Below are 19611 nucleotides of genomic sequence, written 5' to 3'. Positions count from 1 at the left end.
CTCAACCCCGCAACGCCTCGGCCACCGGCTGACGGTAAATCATCGCGGCGGGAATGAGCGCCAGCAGCAGTCCCAGCCCGAGCAGCGCCCCGACCAATGCCAGTTCGGTGAGGCCGAGCGTTGCCTGCATGGCCATGCCGGTCTCACTCGACACGAGGCGCGTGACGGCGCCGGCGAAAGCCCAGCCGAGCGGTAGGCCGATCAGCGCGCCGGCGGCGATCAGGCCGGCGACATAGAGCCAGACCGTGGCGAAGACGAAGCCGCGCGGCGCGCCCAGCGCTCTCAGCACGGCGAAGCGCTGGCGCTGCAGGTCGAGCAAAGCGAGGATGCCTGCCAGGATGGCGGCGACCACCAGCACCTGCGCGGCCAGCGTCAGCGCCGCCATGATGCGGGCGACATTGCCCATCACCGCGTAGAGGTCGACCAGCACCTCGGCCGGGAAGAAGGCGGTGGAGGCAATGGTGCGGTAGCGGTCGCGCAGGCCATAGGCGGCGGCGAGGTTTTCCGGCTTGACGACAATCGCCGGCACGCCCGGCAGTTTTTCCGCGTCGAAGGGCGGTCCGATGCGGATGTCGCCGTCGGCGTGGCCCGTGCCGAGGCCGTGGACGGACCAGCTGTATTCGATCGGAACGACGATGGCGCGGTCCCAGGGCGTGCCGGTCGGCTTCATGCGGCCGACGACGGTGACGGCCTGGTGATGATGCCCGGCTTCGCCGCGATCACGGCCGTCCGGCTCTTCGTGCGCCCCTTCGCCCTCATGATCATGCGATTCCTCGCCTTCATGGGAGTGCGCCTCCTGGACATGACCGTTGGCCTCGTGGCCGTGCCCGGCTTCCTCGCCGTGTCCGCCTTCGCCCTTATGCGCGTGGTGGTCATGCTCATGCGCTTCCGCCGCATCGTCGGCATTGCCGCCGGCGCCGTCGGCGTTGCCGTGGCTGATCGAAAGCTCCTCGCCCACCGCATGCGGCGACAGCGCGCCAACCACCGCCTCGTTGATAACAGTGAAGGCGCGGCCCTCGGCGAGGCCGCCGGAAAGGTGGTCCACGAAACCGGCCGTCGTGCCGACCACCGGATCGCCGCCCTGGCTGTCGCCGAAACCGATGGGCGCCGCGAAATCGGCGCGCTCGCCGGCAAGCACGCTGGCGGTCATCTCGGGCGAAAGAAGCTCGACGGCGGTAGGATCGAGATAGACGACGGAAAGCAGCACGTCCGTCTGGCTGCCGGGCGCCGCGACGATCAGGTCGAAGCGGTCGGCGGCGCGCGCGCTGCCCAGCCGCAAGGCGCGCTCCTGCGCGCTGATGGCGACGCCCAGCGCCACGGCTAGCGCGATCAGCCCGACGAACAGCAGCGCGGTGAAGCGGTTGCGCGACAGCGACGCCCAGACGATCGGCAGCGGATTCATTCCGCGGGCTCCACCGCTTTGGGCGCTACGATCCCGCCATGGTCGAGCGCGATTACGCGCGACGCGACGGCCAGCAACGCCGGGTCGTGAGTGGCGACGACCACGGTCTTGCGCTCCACCTCTGCCAGATCCCGCAGCGCCGCGACAACCCGCGCGCCCGACCCGCCGTCGAGGCTAGCAGTGGGCTCGTCGGCAAAAACCACCTTCGGATCGAACAGCAAGGCGCGGGCGATTGCCACGCGCTGCCGTTCGCCGCGCGACAGCAGTGAGACGCGCTTGCGGTAGCGCGGCACGCCGAAGCGGTCCAGCAGCGCCCCAGCGCGGTCGTGCAGCCCTTTCACGGAAACGCTAGAGAACCAGCCCGGCGTGAGCACGTTGTCGAGCGGGCTCAATTCCTCGATCAGGTGGAAATTCTGGAAGACAAAACCGGCGTTCTGCCGCCGCCAGCGGTCGCGCGCGCTTTCGCCCATCGCGGCCAGATTTGCACCAGCCCAGGCGACGCTGCCGGCAGACGGCACGAGCAGCCCGCTGAGCAGATAGAGCAGCGTCGATTTTCCCGAGCCGGACGGCCCGGCGAGCGCCAGCAGTTCGCCCTCCAGCCGCAGATGCGGGATGTCGACGATGGTCTGGATTTCGCGCCTGCCGGTGCGCACATCGAAACGCAGGCTGCTAGCCTCCCCGGCAAGCCCCAGCATCGAAAACTCAGAGCTTTTCGTAACGCACGCCCATCAGGCGCACGTAGCTGACGAAACCCGTCTCGGCATCGGTCTTGAAGCCGGTCTCGAGACGCCCCTGGACACGAATCAGGTCCGTGTAGCGCACCACCCTCAAGGAACCCTGCGCATGGGCGAGCACGATGTCGTCCGGCCACTGCGCCTCTGTCTCGCAGAAGGGGCAGGTCGACATCGGAAGCTTGGTCAAAACGAAGAAGTCGATCTCCAGCTTCAGCGGCGGCGCCATGTATCCGATCATTTCGACCTCGGCGCCTTCCAGCGACTTCGCCTTGTCGGTGAGGTCGTTGCCCCTGACATAAAGTTCGCGGAACTTAAGGGTCGGAACCCCGGCTGCGGCGCGCGCGCCCGTCGCAAGCGGCAATGCGGCGGTGAGGGCCATCGCGGAAAACATGTCGCGTCGGTTCATTTCCCTCTGCCCTTCCCACGCATAGCGCTTCGGATGCAAAAAAGCAGTCGGCGCCGGCTTGGACCAGCGCCGATATCAGTGTTCAAAGGCGAGCGAAGCCAATCAGTTGGAAGCCTGCTTCTGCGGCTTGGCGGCCATGTCGGTCGCCTTAGCCATGACGTGGTAGATAAGATTCTGCTCGACGATGCCCTGGAACAGGTGAGCCCACGGGCCCTGCGCCAGAATGGCGACGTCGTCGCCGGCATGAGTTTCGCTCTCGCCGAGCGGCACTAGCGCCTGCTGCAGGAAGTCCGGGTCCTGGGTGTCGACATTGGTGAGATCCGGGCGCGCTTGGTCAAGCTTGGCACCGGGGCCGTTCATGTAACCGAGCGTGGTGTAGGGCTTCTTGTCATCTCCGGTGCCGGCGATGCCGAGGATCGGGTTGTTGCGCTTGGGATAGCCGGCGATCGAGAAGACGTGGCTGTGGTCGGCGGTGACGATGATCAGCGTCTCCTCCGGGTTGACTTTGTCATAGGCGGCCTTGACCGCGTCCGACAGGGCGACGGTGTCCTGCAGCGCGCGATAAGCGTTGCCGGCGTGGTGGGCGTGATCGATGCGGCCAGCCTCGACCATCAGCACGTAGCCTTCGCCGTTGGTGGACAGCACGTCGATCGCCTTGGAGGTCATCTCGGCCAGCGACGGCTCGCCGCCCTTGTCCTTCTCGCGGTCGGTCTCGTACTGCATGTGGCTGCGCTCGAACAGGCCGAAGAGATGGCCGGTCTTGGCCGGGTCGACGGCGTCGAACTCGGCCTTGTTCCAGACATAGGCGCCGTCATTGTATTTGGCCTGCCACTCCTTGACGAGGTCGCGGCCATCGGTGCGGGCGCCGGTCTTGTCGGCGGCTTCCGGATCGGCCTGATCCTTCAGCATGAAGTTGGAGCGGCCGCCGCCGAGGATGACCTCAAAACCGTTGCCGGCCGGCCAGTCGATCAACTGCGCGGCGATGTCCTTGCAGCCGCCGGCCTTGTCGGCGTCGCTGAGTTGCGAGTCGTTCTCGATATCGCGATTGGCTGATTTGGCATAGGTCGACGCAGGCGTCGCATGGGTGATGCGGGCGGTCGAGACGACCCCGGTCGACATCCCCGCTGCTTCCGCCTGCTCGAAGATGGTGGTGGCTTCGGCGCCCTTCACGCTGGCGCAATCCTTGTATTTGACCGCCTGGGTGACGCCGAGCGTGCCGTTGACCGACTTGACGCCGGTGACCATGGCGGTCGCGGTCGGGGCCGAGTCGGCGACCTGCGAGTCATGCGTATAGGTCTTGGACAGCGCCACATAGGGCATCAGGGTCTCGAACGACAGCGAATTGCTCTCGCCGTCGACGCCCTTCTTCTGGCCGTCGAAGATGCGGGCCGCGGTGATGGTGGGGATCGACATGCCGTCGCCGACGAACAGGATCACGTTCTTGGCCTTGCCGGTGTTCGGCTTGACCGCCATGATCTTGTCCAGTGCCGCCTGGGCGGCGACGTAATCGCTGTCCTGCACCTGTTTGACGGGGGACTGCGCGAAGGCCGGTGCGGCAAGGGCCAGCATCGACACGCCTGCAATAGCTGCTCGGGCGAGCTTTTTCATAAAACGCCTCTCTCCAAAAGTTAGCCGTTCTCTACGGCCTTTCTGCATTCCGCTTCGTCCTTATGGCGCTTGCATAACAGGCATGTGTCACGTTCCGGAAATGTGATCGCCGCTCTCAAGATTGCTGCCGTTCCCGATATGACGCGAGCCAGGCGGCCACACGCGGCCACCGTTCGATCGGACAACAAATTGAGAGGATCGTGCATTGACCCTCGCGGCAAGCGGGACATCTAATATGTCACCGAGCGGTACGCAGATTACGGAGGCTCAAGCCATGATCAATTTCACCCTCAACGGCAGCAAGAAGACCTTCGACGGCGACCCCGACACGCCGCTGCTCTGGGTCATCCGCGACTTCGAGAAACTCACCGGCACCAAATATGGCTGCGGGGTCGCCCAATGCGGCGCCTGCACCGTGCATCTCGACGGCTCGACGCGCCGCTCCTGCATCACGCCGATCTCGACGGTCGACGGCTCCGAGGTGATCACCATCGAGGGGATTTCCGGCACGGAGGCCGATGCGGTGCACAAGGCCTGGCTGGCGCTCGACGTGCCGCAATGCGGCTATTGCCAGTCCGGCCAGATCATGTCGGCGGTAGCGCTGCTGCAACTGACGCCGAAGCCGACCGACGAGGACATTGACGGGGCGATGGCCGGCAATATCTGCCGCTGCGCCACCTACCAGCGCATCCGGCAGGCGATCAAGGATGCCGCCGGCACGATGGAGGGCTGAGCCATGACCTTCCAGTCAATCACCACCAACCGCCGCGCCTTCCTGCAGGGAGCCGGCCTCGTCATCGGCATCGCCGTCGCGCCGAAAGCCTTCGCGGCGAGCGTCTCGCAAGGCGTGCCCGCCGGCGGCGGCTCCGGCCTGCCGCAGATGAACGCCTTCGTGAAGGTAGGCACCGACGACACGGTGACCATCCTGTCGAAGCACATCGAATTCGGCCAAGGGCCGTTCACCGGCCTCGCCACCCTTATCGCCGAGGAACTCGACGCCGACTGGAGCCAGATGCGCGCCGTGCATTCTCCCGCCGACGACAAAATCTACGCCAACCTGATGTTCGGCCTGCAAGGCACCGGCGGCTCGACGGCCATCGCCAATTCCTACGAGCAGTACCGGGCCGCCGGCGCCACCGCCCGCGCCATGCTGGTGGCCGCCGCCGCCGAGGAATGGGGCGTGCCCGCCGCCGAGATCACTGTCTCCAAGGGGCGCATCAGGCATGCCGCCAGCGGCAAGGAGAGCGGCTTCGGCGCGCTGGCCGACAAGGCTGCGCAGCAGACACCGCCCACCGAACCGAAGCTCAAAGACCCCAAGGACTTTCTGCTGATCGGCCACGACCTGCCGAAGCTCGACACGGTGGAAAAGTCGACGGGCAAGGCGATCTACACGCTCGATGTTCTCGCCGAAAACATGCTGGTCGCGGTCGTCGCGCATGCCGACCATTTCGGTGGGACGGTAAAATCCTTCGACGATGCCGAGGCGCGAGCGGTGCCGGGCGTGGTCGACGTCAAGCAGGTGCCACAGGGCGTCGCCGTCTATGCCGACAACACGTTTGCCGCGCTCAAGGGCCGTGCCGCGCTGAAAATCGAATGGGACCTGTCGAAGGCGGAAACCCGCTCCAGCAGCGAGCTCGCCGCCGACTTTGCGAAAAAGTTCGGGGAGAAAGGGCTCGATGCCGCCAACAAGGGCGATGTCGGCAAGGCCTTCTCCGAGCCGGGCGTGCAGACGCTGGAAGCCGAGATCGTCTTCCCCTTCCTCGCCCATGCACCGATGGAGCCGCTGGACGCCGCCTTCGTGATGGCCGACGACGGCGTGCTCGACGTCTATACCGGCGCGCAGTTCCCCGGCATGGACCACATGACCGCAGCGCGGATCCTCGGCCTCGATCCGTCGAAGGTGCGGCTGAACACCCAGCTTGCCGGCGGCAGTTTTGGCCGTCGCGCCCAGTTTGGCTCGCCCTACATGCAAGAGGCGGCCGAGGTCTACAAGGCGAGCGGCGGCACGCGCCCGCTGAAGCACATGTGGACACGCGAGGACGACATCCGCGGCGGCTTCTACCGCCCCATGTATCTCCACCGCATGAAGGGCGCCGTCGATGCCGATGGCAAGATCGTCGCCTGGGACCAGACCATCATCGGCCAGTCGATCATGGGCAAGGCCTCGACCGACATTGACGAGACCTCCGTGGAAGGCGCCTCGACGCTACCCTACGCGATCGGCAACCTGCGGGTGATCTCGCACAATGTGGCGCTGAACATTCCGCCGCTGTGGTGGCGCTCCGTCGGCCACACCCACACCGGCTTCGCCGTGGAAACCTTCCTCGACGAGCTGATGCAGAAGGTCGGCAAGGACCCGGTCGAGGGCCGGCTGGCGATGCTGGCCGAGCAGCCGCGCCACGCCGGCACGCTGCGAAAAGTCGCCGAGATGGCCGACTGGGGCTCGGCGGTTCCCGAAGGCCGCGAGCGCGGCGTGGCCGTCGTCCAGAGCTTCGGCACCTATGTCTCGCAGATCGTCGAGGTGTCGCGCGGCGACGGCGAACTGCCGCGTGTCCACAAGGTCTGGTGCGCCGTCGATTGCGGCCAGCCGATCAACCCGAACGTCATCAGGGCGCAGATGGAGGGCGGCGTCGGCTATGGCCTGGGCGCCGTGCTGTTCGACGAGGTGACGCTGGGCAAGGGCGGCAAGATCATGCAGTCCAACTTCCACGACTACCGCTCGATCCGCATCAACGAGATGCCGCATGTCGAGGTGGAGGTGATCGCATCGACCGAGAAGCCGACCGGCGTCGGCGAACCCGGCGTCCCGCCGATCGGCCCGGCCGTCGCCAATGCCTGGCGGCGCCTGACCGGAGCGCCGGTGCGCAGACTGCCCATCCTCCCCGGCGGAGTGTCGTGATCATCATGCGCGCATCAAGACTGACAATCATCGCCGGCATCGTGGCGGGTTTCGCCGCGATCGGACTGGCGGCCGACATATCGATGGCTGAGGACAAGCCGGCGGCTACGCTGAAGCCCGCGAGCGAGTTCGAATCCATCACCGACAAGTCGGCGCGCGCAGTCGCGCTGTTCGAGGAAGCCGGAAAGGTCATCCAGCATCCGCGCTGTGTGAACTGCCATCCGGCCGGCGACCACCCGCTGCAGGGCATGAGCATGCATCCGCACCAGCCGCCGGTGTCGCGCGGCGACAGCGACATCGGTATGCCCGGCATGATGTGCGGCACCTGTCACGGCCCGGCCAATGTCGACGTCGTCGCCCAGGCCGAGACGATCAAGAGCATTCCGGGCAACCCGGCCTGGCATGTCGCGCCGATCGAGATGGCGTGGCAGGGCAAGACGCTCGGCCAGATCTGCGAGCAGATCAAGGACCCCGAGCGCAATGGCGGCAAGAGCATGGACGAGATCGTCGAGCACATGGCGCATGACGACCTTGTCGGCTGGGGCTGGAACCCCGGCGCCGGCCGCGAACCCGTGCCCGGCACGCAGGAAGTGTTCGGCGAACTGATCCGGCGCTGGGCGGCCGACGGAGCGGCCTGCCCGAAGTCGTAGGATTATCGACAGGCTTTTCCCCGGCGTGGCTCGGCACCGGGGATAGACAGTCATTGACCCTATCCGTTCAGGCTATCGTGAAGTCCGCATAGGTCAGCGCCAGCCCAACGGCGAGCTTGGCGAACTGGACGCCGGCCGAGCCGCCGAGACCGTCGGCGTCGTAGAACAGTTTTCCGGTGTCTGTCTCGTAGATGATGTGGTCATTGGAATCCTGCGCCAGCCCGGTTGTGTTGGCGCGGAAGTAACCCGACAGCATCACGCCGGTGTTCAGCTTGGTGAAGATGGCGTCCGAGAGGAGAAAGCGGTCGTCGGCGACATTGAAGTCGAGGATCGTGTCGACGTTCGCCGCCCCGAGTTTCGTGTTGAACACGAACGTGTCCTTCCCGCCAAGCCCGCGCAGCGTGTCGTTGCCCTCGCGCCCCTCCAGCCGGTTGTCGCCGGCATTGCCGGTGATGTCCTGCGCAAACTCGTTGCCGGTGAGATCGATGCCCGATTTGCCCGACGAGCCGTTGGTCGTCAGAAGCTCGACATGCACGCCTGCCCCGAGCTTGTAGTCGACAGCCGCCATCACCCGGTCGGCGGTGCCCTGGCTTGCCATCTCCTGGATCACGTCGCCGGCGTTGTAGACCCGGTAGGTGTCGTTGCCGCCAAGACCGATCATCGTATCGGCCTTGCCGACGCCGCCGTCGCTGAGGATGTTAGCGCCGGCATTGCCAGTGATGTTCTGATGCAAGGCGTTTCCGGTCAGGTCGATGGCCGAGGTGCCCGACGCCTTGGTGGTGGCCAAAGCCTCAATGTACTGGCCGGCGCCGAGCGAATAATCGACTGCCGCAAGCACCCTGTCGGCACCGCCGGTCGAGCCTTCGACCACCAGGGTCGAGGCCGAATAGACGAGATAGGTGTCGTTGCCGCCAAGCCCCTTCAGCGTGTCGCCCGCGCCGCCGCCGTCCTTCAGCGTGTTGCGGCCGGCATTGCCGATGATCTCCTGTTGAAGCGCATTGCCGGTGAGGTCTATGGCGGTTGTCGCGGTGGATGAGACCGTGGTCAGCCTCTCCACCTCGCAGCCGGCTGCCAGCGCATAACTCACCCGCGCCATCACCCGGTCGGCGATGCCGCCGTTTGCGGCCTCGACAACCACGTCCAGCGCGTTATCGACAATGAAAGTATCGTTATCTAGCCCGCCTTCCATCCGGTCGATGCCGACACCGCCGTCCAGCGTGTCGACGCCCGCGTCGCCATAGAGCATGTCGTCGCCGCCCATGCCCTTCAGCGTGTCGCCGCTGTCGCGCCCGCGCATGTCGTCGATCAGCGCATCGCCGGTCATCGTGTCGGCGGTATTGTCGCCGACGCTGACCCGCACCATCGCGTCGATCTGGATGGAGACATGCCAGTCGTCGGGATCGGTATTACCGTCCTCGATAGCGCTGTTCTCGTCCGTCCAGGCGGTTACAAAATTGCCATTCTCCAACACTGCAACCGATGAATTTAACTGTCGTCCCGCCTGGATTTCAATGGGCATCAGTTCCTTGAGCCGCTGCATGCTGGCAGGATCGAAGAGCGAGGCCCGGATATTGTATGAACTCGGGCCCGTGTCCGTGTGTGTGAGAAGCAGATAGCCATTTGGCAGGACGGTAAGCGCAACGTCGCGGTCTTCGATGTTGTCCGCATCCGCCCGGACCTTGCCTCGGAAGCTGCCGTTCTGGTCGAAGAAGGCGACGCTCATGTCGGTGACGCTGCCATATTCGTTGTCGAGATAGGCAATCGCGAAGCCTCCGTCCTGCAGCGCCACGACGTCCGGGGCGTCGTTCCTGGTGCCTGCCGTATCGAATGCGAACGGCGACAGCACCCTCTGGCCTGCCGTGTTCCAGATCTCGACCGACATGCCATATTGGCCGTTCCCATCCACTGTCTCGGCGGCGTAGGCCGCCACGATCGCGCCCTTGTTGGCGCCAGCCGTCAGCACGGCCACGGCCGGGTCGAGTTCATGGGTGGACTTGTTGTTGTTCAGCGCATGCACGCCGCCCTGCAAGACCCCGGCGGCGTCGTAGATGAGCAGGTCCGCGTCCAGATCCGTGGCACTTGACGTGTTCTGCCTTACCAGTGCGAACCCGCCTCCGGGCAGCGCGGCCACATCCCCGTAATAATCCTGGGAAACGGTGCTCGGCAGCTTCGTGTCTTCGTCCAGCAGGCGTCCGCTGTTCGGATCCACCTTCGCATAATGGATGCCCGGATCATTGTTGTCGTACCAGGTCACGAGCAGTGCGCCGGTCGTCAGCTGCGTCGCGGCGAGATCGTAGAGTGCTGCGCCCTCCACCGAGGTGTCGGCACTGGTCCAGTCCTCGCCGAAACGGCGGCTGCCGTCAGCGCCGTAGAAATCGACTAGAACCGAGTTCAGGCCGTCCGGCTCGTCGAGGGCTGACCACAAATAGGAAACGGCGAAGCCGCCATCGGCGAGCGCCACGACCTTCGGCTGATACTCGTGGGAAAAACGCGACATGACCGCCGAATAGGTCGCATCGAATTCCGAGACGACATTTCGGATTTCGTAGGAAACGCCAACCATTTGCTGTGTAATCTCCGAATGCCGCAGTCGCCGAGAACGCGAGGGCGTCGGCGGAACCGCGGCATCTACCATCCCAATCCCTCAATTCAGAGATGTAGATGCAAAGTCACCGGCGAAGCAAGCCCGTCTGTTTTGTTGGTCCTGCTTCAGTTCTTCTTGGAATTTTTCTCCAAGCCGGATGGAGGACTACGCTCCACCCCCAGATCGACCCCAGGAGCCGATTTGCGGAGTGAAAAGCCCTGCCCTTTGAGAGGGCACCAGCCGGGGAGGCTACGCCGGGCCGTTCAATCCTCGATCTCGTGCCGCGCCCGGTCGCGAAATATCCGTCGTATCACCTTTCCGGTCGTCGTCAGCGGCATCGAATCCACGAACGCCACCTCGCGCGGATATTCATGCGCCGACAGCCGTTCGCGCACGAAATTCTTGATCTCGGCGGCAAGCTCGTCGCTCGGCGAAAACCCGTCGCGCAGCACCACATAGGCTTTGACGATCTCGGTGCGCAGCGCATCGGGTTTGCCGACCGCCGCTGCCAGCGCAATCGCCGGGTGGCCGGTCAAACAGTCCTCGATCTCGCCGGGGCCGATCCGGAACCCCGCCGAGGTGATGACGTCGTCGTCGCGCCCGAAGAAGGAGACGTAGCCGTCCTGGTCGGTTATCCCCTGGTCGCCGGTGGTCATCCAGTCGCCGATGAATTTCTGGCGCGTCGCCACCTCGTTCTGCCAGTAGCCCAAAAACATCACCGGGTCGGGCCGGCGCACCGCGATCTGGCCGATCTCGCCCGCCGGCATCTTTTGGCCCTCCGCGTCGATGATCGCCACTTCGTGTCCGGGCGACGGTTTGCCGATCGCCCCGCCCCGGCTGACGCCCAGCGCCGCGCAGGAGGACAGCACGATGTTGCATTCGGTCTGGCCATAAAACTCGTTGACGGTCAGGCCGAGTTCGTCCTTCGCCCATTCGTAGGTCTCGCGCCCCAGCGCCTCGCCGGCCGAGCCTACCGTGCGCAGCTTCAGGTCGAAACGCCGGCGGATGCCGCTCACCGATTTCAGCATCCTCAGCGCCGTCGGCGGGATAAAGGCGTTGCGCACGCCCATCTTTTCCACCAGCCCGAGTGCGGCCTCCGGATCGAATTTTTCGAATTTCCCGAACGCCACCGGGACGCCGAAATAAAGCGACGGCAGCAACAAATTGAGCAGCCCGCCGGCCCAGGCCCAGTCGGCCGGTGTCCAGGCAAGATCGCCCGGCTGAGGAAAGAACTCGTGATGGAATTGAACGCCCGGCAGGTGCCCGATCAGCACCCGATGCCCGTGCAACGCGCCTTTCGGCGGCCCGGTCGTGCCGGAGGTAAAAATCATCATCGACGGGTGATCGGGCGTGGTGTCCACGGCCTCGAAGACCGGCTCATGGTCGACCACCATCCGATGAAAGTCGAGCGTGTCCGTATCCGCCCCATCGGCGGAAACCACCAGCTCCAGGCCCGGCAGCCGCCCGCGAATGCCCTTCAGTTTGGCGACGCCTTTGGCGTTGGTCACCACCGCTTTCACGCCCGCCGTCTGCAGCCGATACTCCAGCGCCTCGACGCCGAACAGCAGCGCCAGCGGCACGGCGATGGCACCGAGCTTGTAGATCGCGACATGGGCGATCGCCGTCTCGAAACTCTGCGGCAGCAAGAGCGCCACCCGGTCGCCCCGGCCGACGCCTTGTCGCCCGAGCGCATTCGCCAGCGCGTTCGATTGGCGCGACAGTTCGCCGAAACTCATGCGGACCGGCTCGCCCTCCGCCCCGTATTCCAGCAGCGCCGTCCGGTCTGGCTCGCCCGCCGCCCAGCGGTCGGAGACCGCGACGCCGATGTTGAACCGATCCGGGAGCGCCCATCGGAAATTCCGGTAAAGCGCCTCGTAGCTGTCTGCCCGTTCCAGCATGTCGACTGGCTGCGACCTTCCTTTTGCGCCGCAAAGGCGGCTGCGGGCAGATACAAGACCTAGGGTGCGACGGTCAACTCAGCGCTGCTTCGGAGGTCCGCTGCACGGTGGGCCCATGCCAAGCCCCCGCTGGCGAGAAGCCCCGATGGGAATCCGAATGATCAGGCCCTTTCAGCGAGATAGTCGTAGACCACCTCGCCGAGCCCGAGGGTCAGGTCGCCGGTGAAGTGAACGGCGGAGACCACTTCCGATACCGGCAGCCGCGCGACGTCCGCCGCGACATGCCAGCGCAGATCCAGTGCGGACGGCGCGGTCCACGCTTCCTTCAGCGTCACATCGGTCAGGTAATAGCGCACCAGTTCGCAGATGCGCGGCGTGGCGTCGACATGCGGGATGATCTTGATCATGAAATTCGGCTCGGCGAGCGACTTAAGCAGCGGCGCGTGCTCGATCGCCTTGTGCTTGTAGCCCATCGTGGCAGTGGCACAGAGCACGCTGCCGAAATGCAGCGTTCCGACGACCACCTCGCCTTCATGCACGATCTTCGGTTTCGCCAGCTTCTTCGGAAAACCCCAGAGTTCGCGGCCGCCGGCGATCGGCGCGTCGTCGTCGAGATACATTGAATGCACATAGCCGCCACGCTGGCCGTTGAAACGCACGGGAATGACCTGACCGGTCTCGGTGTAATCGCCGAAACCGGTGGAATCCGGCATACGGATGAACTCATACTTCACCAGGGGTTCGTCGAATTCGAGCGGCGCCGGCACCACGGCCTCCAGCGCCTCGCGGGTCGTCCGGTAGGTTATGACAATGTATTCCCGGTTGAAGAAACGGTATGGCCCGGGCGGGTAGGAAGGGTTGGTGAGCGGCATCGCATAGGCGCGCTTCAGGACTTCGGCGATATCCACGCTGTTACCTCGATTGGTTGCGGAAGCCGCACCGCATCCATAAAGATGTTGCACGGCACCATGACAATGACGCGTCACTCTAAGCCGGCGGCGCCTGCATTTCCAAGGCTTGTCACCTAATGCACGCCTCGCCGCCGCACGATATCTGCTGCGCCGCACAAGCGCTTCGCTCTTTTCCTATCCATCCCGTCGATTGAGGAGTTCGTGGCGGTCGACGTAATCTCTGCTCTCGAAGTGTTCCCATGGTCGGACGCAGCCAGCTGGACGCGGGGACAATGCTGCCGGTCGACGGTGGCTGGACGGCGCAATAGCGGGCGTAGAGTCGAAGCTAAATGCTCTACCGGTATCATTCCGCCTGCCGGAAATACTGCCTGGACGACGGGCACGCCTGGCCATATCGATTGTATTTCGAATTCCAACAATTGCAGGTAGCAGCGCCAAGTGATAAATCCCGCAAGCATCTTGGGAGGGCTTCATGCTTGTCAGCGATTTCGTCTCCGGCGTTTCGCCGGAATTTACCTTGACCCGCAGCGGCGATCAGGTGACCGCCACGCTCTACTATGGGCTCACCGGCTATTATGACGAGGAACTCGGCTATTACCTCTGGGACGGCGACATCTACGGCAACATCGGCGTCTATGAAGATTACTTTTATCAGAACGCCGACCGCCCGATGGACTTGAGTTTCGTCGCGACGATTGCCGACGCGACGCCAACGACCGGAACCTATGCGATAAACGACTATATCGGCGGCGCAATACTCAATCACGAATTCACCGTGACGCTGTTTTCGTCAGCCGGTAATTTCGCCGGCACCGAGAAGGCGGACTACGTCTTCGGCTCCGCCGCGGGGGATACGTTCCGCTCGAATGGCAGCGGCGATATCTTCGAGGGCGGCGCCGGCAACGATCTCTATCGTATCTACAGCGCCGACGTGAAAATCGTCGAGATTGTGGGCGAAGGCGACGACAGCGTCGCCAGCGCGGTCTCCTACGTGCTCGGCTCCGGTGTTTCGGTCGAGCACCTCGCTACCAACGGCTCGATGGGCACCACGGCGATCAACCTGACCGGCAACGAACTCGCCCAGGAGATCAGAGGCAACGCCGGCAAGAACATCATCGACGGCCAGGGCGGCAACGACACGCTGAACGGCGGCAGCGGGATGGATTATTTCGTCTTTTCGACGGCCTTGGGCACCAACAATGTCGACACGATCATCAACTACAGCGTCGCTGCCGACACGATCCGGCTGGAGAACGCGATCTTCACCGCGCTGACCACCCTCGGCACACTGGCGGCGGCAGCGTTCAAGGATCTCGCCGACGGGCCGAAGGACGCCGACGACCGTATCGTCTACAACTCGACGACCGCCAATCTCTATTACGACGCCGATGGTTCGGGCAGCACCTTCGGCAATGTGAAATTCGCCAACATCGCCAATCTCGCGGACCTGACGGCGGCGGATTTCGTCGTCATCTGACCGTCAAAAACGGGGCAGTTCAGCGCGCCTTAGCGAACGCGCCGCGGAACGCCACGATCGCCAGCACCAGGCTGGCGATCGCATTCCAGCCGGCAAGCGACAGGCCGAGGATGCGCAGCGCCGCCTTGTCGCAGGACGGCGGCATGACGCTGTTGAGCGAATCCAGCACGCCGTTGCCACCGGTGTCGGATGGCGCAACCACCATGCCGCAATCGGTCGGGCCGGGCCAGAAACCCCATTCGACGCCGGAATGGTAGACGCCGAGGTATACCCCGTAAGCCATCAGCAAGCCGCCGGCGAGCAGAAGGCCACGCGTCACGACGGGCGGCACCCGCACAAGCGCCGCGAGGAAAGCGAGCAGCATCAGCGGCGCCCCGACGTAATAGGGGATGCGCTGTTCGTAGCAGAGCTTGCAGGGAATGTAGCCGCCCAGGTGCTGGAAACCGAGCGCCCCGCCCACCGTCGCAGCCATTGCGGCGGCGAGAAACAGTGCTGTCAGCGCCTGCGGGCGCGTGGTCGGAGCGGGTATGCTGGTCATTGGAAGGTCCGTTCGGCGAGACTTTAGAACACGTACCTGACCAAAATATAGAGCAGAATTAGGACGGCGGCCGCCGCTCCGGCCAGCAGACCCAGGCGTTTCTCAATGAAATGCCGGATCGATTCGCCGTAGCGTCGGAGCAGCCAAGCCAGGATCAGGAACCGCGCGCCGCGCGCCACGATCGCCGACACGATGAACCAGCCGAGCGGGAAGCTAATGACGCCGGCGAGGATGGTAACCACCTTGATGGGAGGCAAATGTGCCAAGCCGGACGTGACCAGCATCAGCAGGATAAATCCGCCGCCCGTTGATAGGCGCAACGCCTCGAACTCGTCGTATTTGCCGTAGAACTCCAGCACCGGTCGGGCAACGGTTTCGAAAGCATAGTGGCCGAGGAACCAGCCGGCTATGCCGCCCAGCACCGAGGCGGCGGTGGCCACCAGCGCGTAACGGTAGGCGCGGTCGGGCCGCGACAAAGCCATCGGCAAATAGAGCACGTCGGCCGGCACGAGGAAGACCGAGCTCTCGACGAAGGCGATGACCGCCAGCCACGCTTCCGCCGACTTGCGGGCGGCAAGCGACATGGTCCAGTCGTAAAGCTTTCGGAGCATCGGTGGTTCCGTCGTTGTTCCGGCCCGGCCGATATCCGCTCATGTGCGGGGCACCGCCCGAAGTTGGCGACACCCATACAATGCAATTCCTGTAAAAAGAATTGCCCGGCGGCGGCTGCGCCCGAAAGCCACTGGCACATCGCGACAGACGGAATCTGCCGCGAGCGCGAGCACCATCGGAGCCGCCCGCAATCGTCACCCGGACGGATACCCGCCCGTTTGGTTCAATCCACGCCTCGGGCGAAGGAAAGTCGATTGCCGGCTGTTCGCCGCGTCAAACTGTTGACGAGACCATGCCTCTCCGTATAGTCCGCTGCCGTTCACGCCCACATGCGGGCTGGGCCCCTGTGGCGGAATTGGTAGACGCGGCAGACTCAAAATCTGTTGCCTTCACGGGCGTGCTGGTTCGATCCCGGCCAGGGGCACCAAATCTTAACCTATCGACAATGGCGCAACGCGCGGGTTTCGTTACTCGAGCAGGGAAAATCCCCATCAGATTTCTTTCTGAAAACCATTTGACTAAATAATGTCCCGGTGCGAAGCTCTCCATCGGGGAGGCGCGGCGACGTGGCACTCAAGGGGACCAATCAGGAATCCGGGCGGCCGTACAACCGGCGCATTGTCTTGGAATCGATTCGACTTCACGCGCCCACCACACGCAGCGATATAGCAAATCGTGTCGGGCTTACCGTCCAGACCGTCTCCACCATCGTCCGGGAACTGGAAGACCAAGGCTACGTGCTGTCGATGCGCGAGGAGCCGAAGGGGCGCGGCGTGCCGCCGACGACGCTGCGCATCAACCCGAATGGCGGCTACGCGGTCGGCATCCATCTGACGCCGCTGGGGGTCGACGCAGCGCTGATCGATCTCAGCGGCAATGTCGTCGAAAGCCTGCATCGCGCAGCGCCCGGCGCCACGCCGGATCAGGCCTTTGGATTGATTGGTGATTTGGTGGCCGATCTGACGCGGCTGCGGCCGGGCGGCCGCATGCTCGGCGTCGGCATGGCACTGCCCGGCCCGTTCGGCGTGGAATCCATGAGTTTTGTCGGTCCGACCACCATGGCCGGCTGGAAGGATGTGGCACTGAGGCAACGCCTGGCCGACGCGACCGGCCTGCCCGCCTTTCTGGAAACCGACATGGCCGCCGCCGCTCTTGGCGAACAGCTCTACGGTCTGGGCACCGAATTCTCGGAATATTATTACCTCTATTTCGGCGTCGGGCTCGGAGGCGTCATGGTCCACGACGGCGCGGTGTTGCGTGGCGCCTGGGGCAATGCCGGGGAGATCGGCCACATTCCGGTGGTTCCCGATGGCGAGCCCTGCCCATGCGGCAATCGCGGCTGCCTTGAGCGCTATCTGTCCCTGGAGGCGCTCGGCCGCCGCAAGCTGGGTGAAGCGGCATGGGTGGCCGAGACCGCGCCGATCTTCCGAGGCGCCGTGACCATCATCGAGAACCTGTTCGATCCGCAGACGATCGTACTCGGAGGGCTGGCGCCGGCCAGCCTGCTCGAACGGCTTGCGACGATAGCATCGACGCTGCCCAATTCGGTCTCCGCGCGCCGGGAGCGCGCCGCGCCGCGCGTCATGGTCGCACGGGGCGGCGGGCATTCGGTACTGCGCGGCGCGGCGGCGCTCGTCGTGTCCGGCGTGCTGTCGCCGCGCTTCGGAAAAATGTTCGCCGAGGGCCGCGAGGACGCGCCGAACGGCAGGGAGATGGCGGCATGACCGAGCCTTTGCTGGTGCTTGAGGACATCCGCAAGAATTACGGCGCGATCGAAGCGCTGAAGGGCATCTCGTTTTCGATCGGCAAGGGCGAGGTTGTCGCGCTGCTCGGCGACAACGGCGCGGGAAAATCGACGCTGGTGAAGATCATTGCCGGCGGACTGGAGCCGACCTCCGGCCGCATGCTGTTCGAAGGCAAGGAGTTTCTGGCGAAGTCGCCGGCCGAGGCCAAGGACGCCGGGATCGAGACCGTCTACCAGGACCTGTCGCTCTGCACCAATGTCGACGTCGTCGCCAATTTTTTCATGGGCCGCGAGATAACGAGAAAGGTGCTCGGCGTGCCGGTGCTGGACGAGCGGGCGATGGAGCACGAGGTGGCCAAGGCGCTGGCCAATGCCGGCACCCGCATCCCGTCGCTCCGGACCAAGGTCGAGCATCTGTCGGGCGGCCAGCGCCAGGCGATCGAGCTCAACCGTTTCGTCCATTGGGGGGGCAAACTGGTGCTGCTCGACGAGCCTTTCGCCGCGCTCGGCGTCGAGCAGACGCGGCGCGGCCTCGACATGATCCGACAGGTGGCCCGGCAGGGCATCGGCGTCGTCATCATCACCCACATCATGCAGCAGGCCTTCCAGGTCGCCGACCGGATCGTCGTGATCCGCCAGGGCGTCGTGGCTGGCGATGTCGCACGTAGCAAAACCAGCCCCGACGCGGTGATCAACATGATCACCGGCGAAACGCTTGCCGGTGCCGGACCGGCTGGCTGACGGGGAACAAAGAGGGGTCCGGCTCAAAAGGAGCGAACGATATGAAACGAATAGTGTTAGCCGCATTCGGCGTCGTGGCATTGGCGATCGCCATGCTGACGCCGGCCTTCGCGCAGTCGAAAGGCACGGTCTATTATCTCGTGCCGACGCTGCTCGACGAGTTCCAGACCGGCTCGGTCAGCGCGCTCGAAATGTTCCTGAAGCAGACCGGCTACGAGATGAAGACGCTCAACGCCGACAACAAGACCGACGCGCAGCAGAGCCAGATGAACGACGTGATCGCGCTGAAGCCGGCTGCGATCATCCTTGCCGCCGTCGACTTCAACGCCCTGAAACCGTCGATCGAGGCGGCGATGGCGGCAGGCATTCCGGTGGTCGAGTTCGACCGCCAGATCACCTCGACGCCGTCGGCCTTCACCTCGGTGGCCGGTACGGTCGAGATTGGCTACGTCGCTGCCGAGCAGGCGGAAAAGCTGCTCAAGGCCAAGAACGGCTCGGTGAAGGGCAAGATCCTGCAGGTGCTGGGCGACCCCGGCGACCCCTACACGCTCGACATCCAGAAGGGTTTTGAGGAGAAGATGAAGGCGTTTCCGGACGTCACCATCGTCTCGCTGCCCGCCATGCAGTGGGCGGCTGATGCAGCCGGGACGATCGTCAACGACCAGTTGCTTGCCAATCCCGATATCGACCTGATCTTCAGCCACGCGGCGCATCTATCCGTCGCCGCCGTCGCCTCGCTGGAAGCCGCTGGCAAGAAACCGGGCGACATCATGATGATGAGTTCGAACGGCGCACCGGTCGGCCTCGACCTGATCCGAAAGGGCTGGCTGAACGTCGAGGTCGAGCAGCCGCTCTACGCGCAGGCGGCGGCGGTGGCGATGTTCATGGACAAGGTCGTCAACAAGCAGGAGATCAAGCCCGGCGAGTATGACGTGCTGCACCTGAAGTCGACGGTGACCAACGAAGCCTGGGGCCCGAACATCAAGATCCCGGGTGCGGCGATCGACAAGTCGAATGTCGACAACCCCGCCTTCTGGGGCAACATGAAGCCGCCGACGGATACGGTGAAATCGGTGGAGTAATCGGCGGGGACTAAGTTTCCATAAGTCTCTTGCCTGTCGTGTCTGCGGGGAACCTTGTCCCGCAAACGGCTGGGCAAATGCCTATGGACCTATCCGATACGGTCCGGCTTCGCCGGCTCGTATCGACACCACCCCCTTGTATCTGCACGAGAGTGATTTTGTGCGATTGCAGCGACTGAACCTCGAACCGGATGGCCATCCGGTTCGAGGTTTGGCGAAGTCGCCCGTACCCCCTTCGGCCACAACCGTCGGTGAGCCTGGGATCTTCGCCTTTGTCACGCACGACCGAATAGTCGCTTGGCTCCAATCGCACGCACAAGGCAGG

Annotated in this window: 16 protein-coding genes and 1 tRNA gene; 8 read left to right on the top strand and 9 right to left on the bottom strand. The window is 64.4% G+C overall.

Annotated elements, in window-relative coordinates:
- Position 1 precedes the first annotated feature (1 nt).
- The 4 genes from ABMA59_RS11915 to ABMA59_RS11900 form a co-directional block, all read right to left on the bottom strand.
- The gene (locus ABMA59_RS11915; protein ID WP_349005582.1) at positions 2-1402 is read right to left on the bottom strand and encodes an ABC transporter permease; all 1401 of its coding nucleotides are present in this window, start codon (positions 1400-1402) and stop codon (positions 2-4) included.
- Entirely contained in the window at positions 1399-2097 is a 699-nt protein-coding gene (locus tag ABMA59_RS11910) for an ABC transporter ATP-binding protein (protein WP_349005581.1), read from the bottom strand. The genes ABMA59_RS11915 and ABMA59_RS11910 overlap by 4 nt, the downstream gene beginning before the upstream one ends.
- A 7-nt stretch (positions 2098-2104) precedes the next feature.
- Positions 2105-2542, bottom strand: a complete 438-nt coding sequence (locus ABMA59_RS11905) for a hypothetical protein (protein WP_349005580.1) — start codon at positions 2540-2542, stop codon at positions 2105-2107.
- Positions 2543-2644: 102 nt separating this feature from the next.
- Complete coding sequence (locus tag ABMA59_RS11900) at positions 2645-4150, bottom strand: alkaline phosphatase family protein (RefSeq protein ID WP_349005579.1); 1506 nt, start codon at positions 4148-4150, stop codon at positions 2645-2647.
- A 274-nt stretch (positions 4151-4424) separates the two neighbouring features.
- On the opposite strand from ABMA59_RS11900, the gene ABMA59_RS11895 reads away from it, so the two are divergent.
- From ABMA59_RS11895 to ABMA59_RS11885, 3 genes are read left to right on the top strand one after another with little or no spacing between them, the layout of a single operon-like run.
- Positions 4425-4883, top strand: coding sequence for a (2Fe-2S)-binding protein (locus tag ABMA59_RS11895; protein ID WP_349005578.1), 459 nt, complete (start codon positions 4425-4427; stop codon positions 4881-4883).
- A 3-nt stretch (positions 4884-4886) separates the two neighbouring features.
- Entirely contained in the window at positions 4887-7049 is a 2163-nt protein-coding gene (locus ABMA59_RS11890; RefSeq protein ID WP_349005577.1) for a xanthine dehydrogenase family protein molybdopterin-binding subunit, read from the top strand.
- Between the two features lie 5 nt (positions 7050-7054).
- Positions 7055-7699 carry an Isoquinoline 1-oxidoreductase subunit gene (locus tag ABMA59_RS11885; RefSeq protein ID WP_349005576.1) on the top strand — a complete coding sequence of 215 codons (645 nt, stop codon included), beginning with the start codon at positions 7055-7057 and terminating at the stop codon, positions 7697-7699.
- Between the two features lie 67 nt (positions 7700-7766).
- Here ABMA59_RS11885 and ABMA59_RS11880 read toward each other — a convergent pair whose 3' ends face one another.
- From ABMA59_RS11880 to ABMA59_RS11870, 3 genes are all read right to left on the bottom strand, one after another.
- Positions 7767-10262, bottom strand: a complete 2496-nt coding sequence (locus ABMA59_RS11880) for a calcium-binding protein (protein WP_349005575.1) — start codon at positions 10260-10262, stop codon at positions 7767-7769.
- A gap of 284 nt (positions 10263-10546) precedes the next feature.
- Complete coding sequence (locus ABMA59_RS11875) at positions 10547-12181, bottom strand: AMP-binding protein (protein ID WP_349005574.1); 1635 nt, start codon at positions 12179-12181, stop codon at positions 10547-10549.
- Positions 12182-12342: 161 nt separating this feature from the next.
- Positions 12343-13089 carry an acetoacetate decarboxylase gene (locus ABMA59_RS11870; RefSeq protein WP_349005573.1) on the bottom strand — a complete coding sequence of 249 codons (747 nt, stop codon included), beginning with the start codon at positions 13087-13089 and terminating at the stop codon, positions 12343-12345.
- Between the two features lie 475 nt (positions 13090-13564).
- Between ABMA59_RS11870 and ABMA59_RS11865 the strand changes: the two genes are divergently transcribed.
- Positions 13565-14569: a calcium-binding protein gene (locus ABMA59_RS11865; RefSeq protein ID WP_349005572.1), complete on the top strand. Its 1005-nt coding sequence runs from the start codon at positions 13565-13567 to the stop codon at positions 14567-14569.
- Positions 14570-14588: 19 nt separating this feature from the next.
- On the opposite strand, the gene ABMA59_RS11860 is transcribed toward ABMA59_RS11865, so the two are convergent.
- Both ABMA59_RS11860 and ABMA59_RS11855 read right to left on the bottom strand, forming a co-directional pair.
- A complete protein-coding gene (locus ABMA59_RS11860; protein ID WP_349005571.1) occupies positions 14589-15107 on the bottom strand; it encodes a disulfide bond formation protein B in 519 nt (172 codons plus the stop codon).
- A 23-nt stretch (positions 15108-15130) separates the two neighbouring features.
- Positions 15131-15718: a YqaA family protein gene (locus ABMA59_RS11855; protein WP_349005570.1), complete on the bottom strand. Its 588-nt coding sequence runs from the start codon at positions 15716-15718 to the stop codon at positions 15131-15133.
- A gap of 341 nt (positions 15719-16059) precedes the next feature.
- Between ABMA59_RS11855 and ABMA59_RS11850 the strand changes: the two genes are divergently transcribed.
- From ABMA59_RS11850 to ABMA59_RS11835, 4 genes are all read left to right on the top strand, one after another.
- Positions 16060-16146, top strand: a tRNA-Leu gene (locus ABMA59_RS11850).
- A gap of 139 nt (positions 16147-16285) precedes the next feature.
- Complete coding sequence (locus tag ABMA59_RS11845; protein ID WP_349005569.1) at positions 16286-17443, top strand: ROK family transcriptional regulator; 1158 nt, start codon at positions 16286-16288, stop codon at positions 17441-17443.
- Entirely contained in the window at positions 17440-18204 is a 765-nt protein-coding gene (locus tag ABMA59_RS11840; RefSeq protein ID WP_349005568.1) for an ATP-binding cassette domain-containing protein, read from the top strand. The genes ABMA59_RS11845 and ABMA59_RS11840 overlap by 4 nt, the downstream gene beginning before the upstream one ends.
- A 41-nt stretch (positions 18205-18245) precedes the next feature.
- Positions 18246-19286, top strand: coding sequence for a sugar ABC transporter substrate-binding protein (locus tag ABMA59_RS11835; RefSeq protein ID WP_349005567.1), 1041 nt, complete (start codon positions 18246-18248; stop codon positions 19284-19286).
- Positions 19287-19611: the final 325 nt, after the last annotated feature.

It is taken from the genome of Mesorhizobium yinganensis (assembly GCF_040081985.1).
GTDB lineage: Bacteria > Pseudomonadota > Alphaproteobacteria > Rhizobiales > Rhizobiaceae > Kumtagia > Kumtagia yinganensis.
The sequence above is the reverse complement of the archived record's forward strand: the minus strand, read 5'-3'. Positions and strand labels throughout refer to the sequence as shown.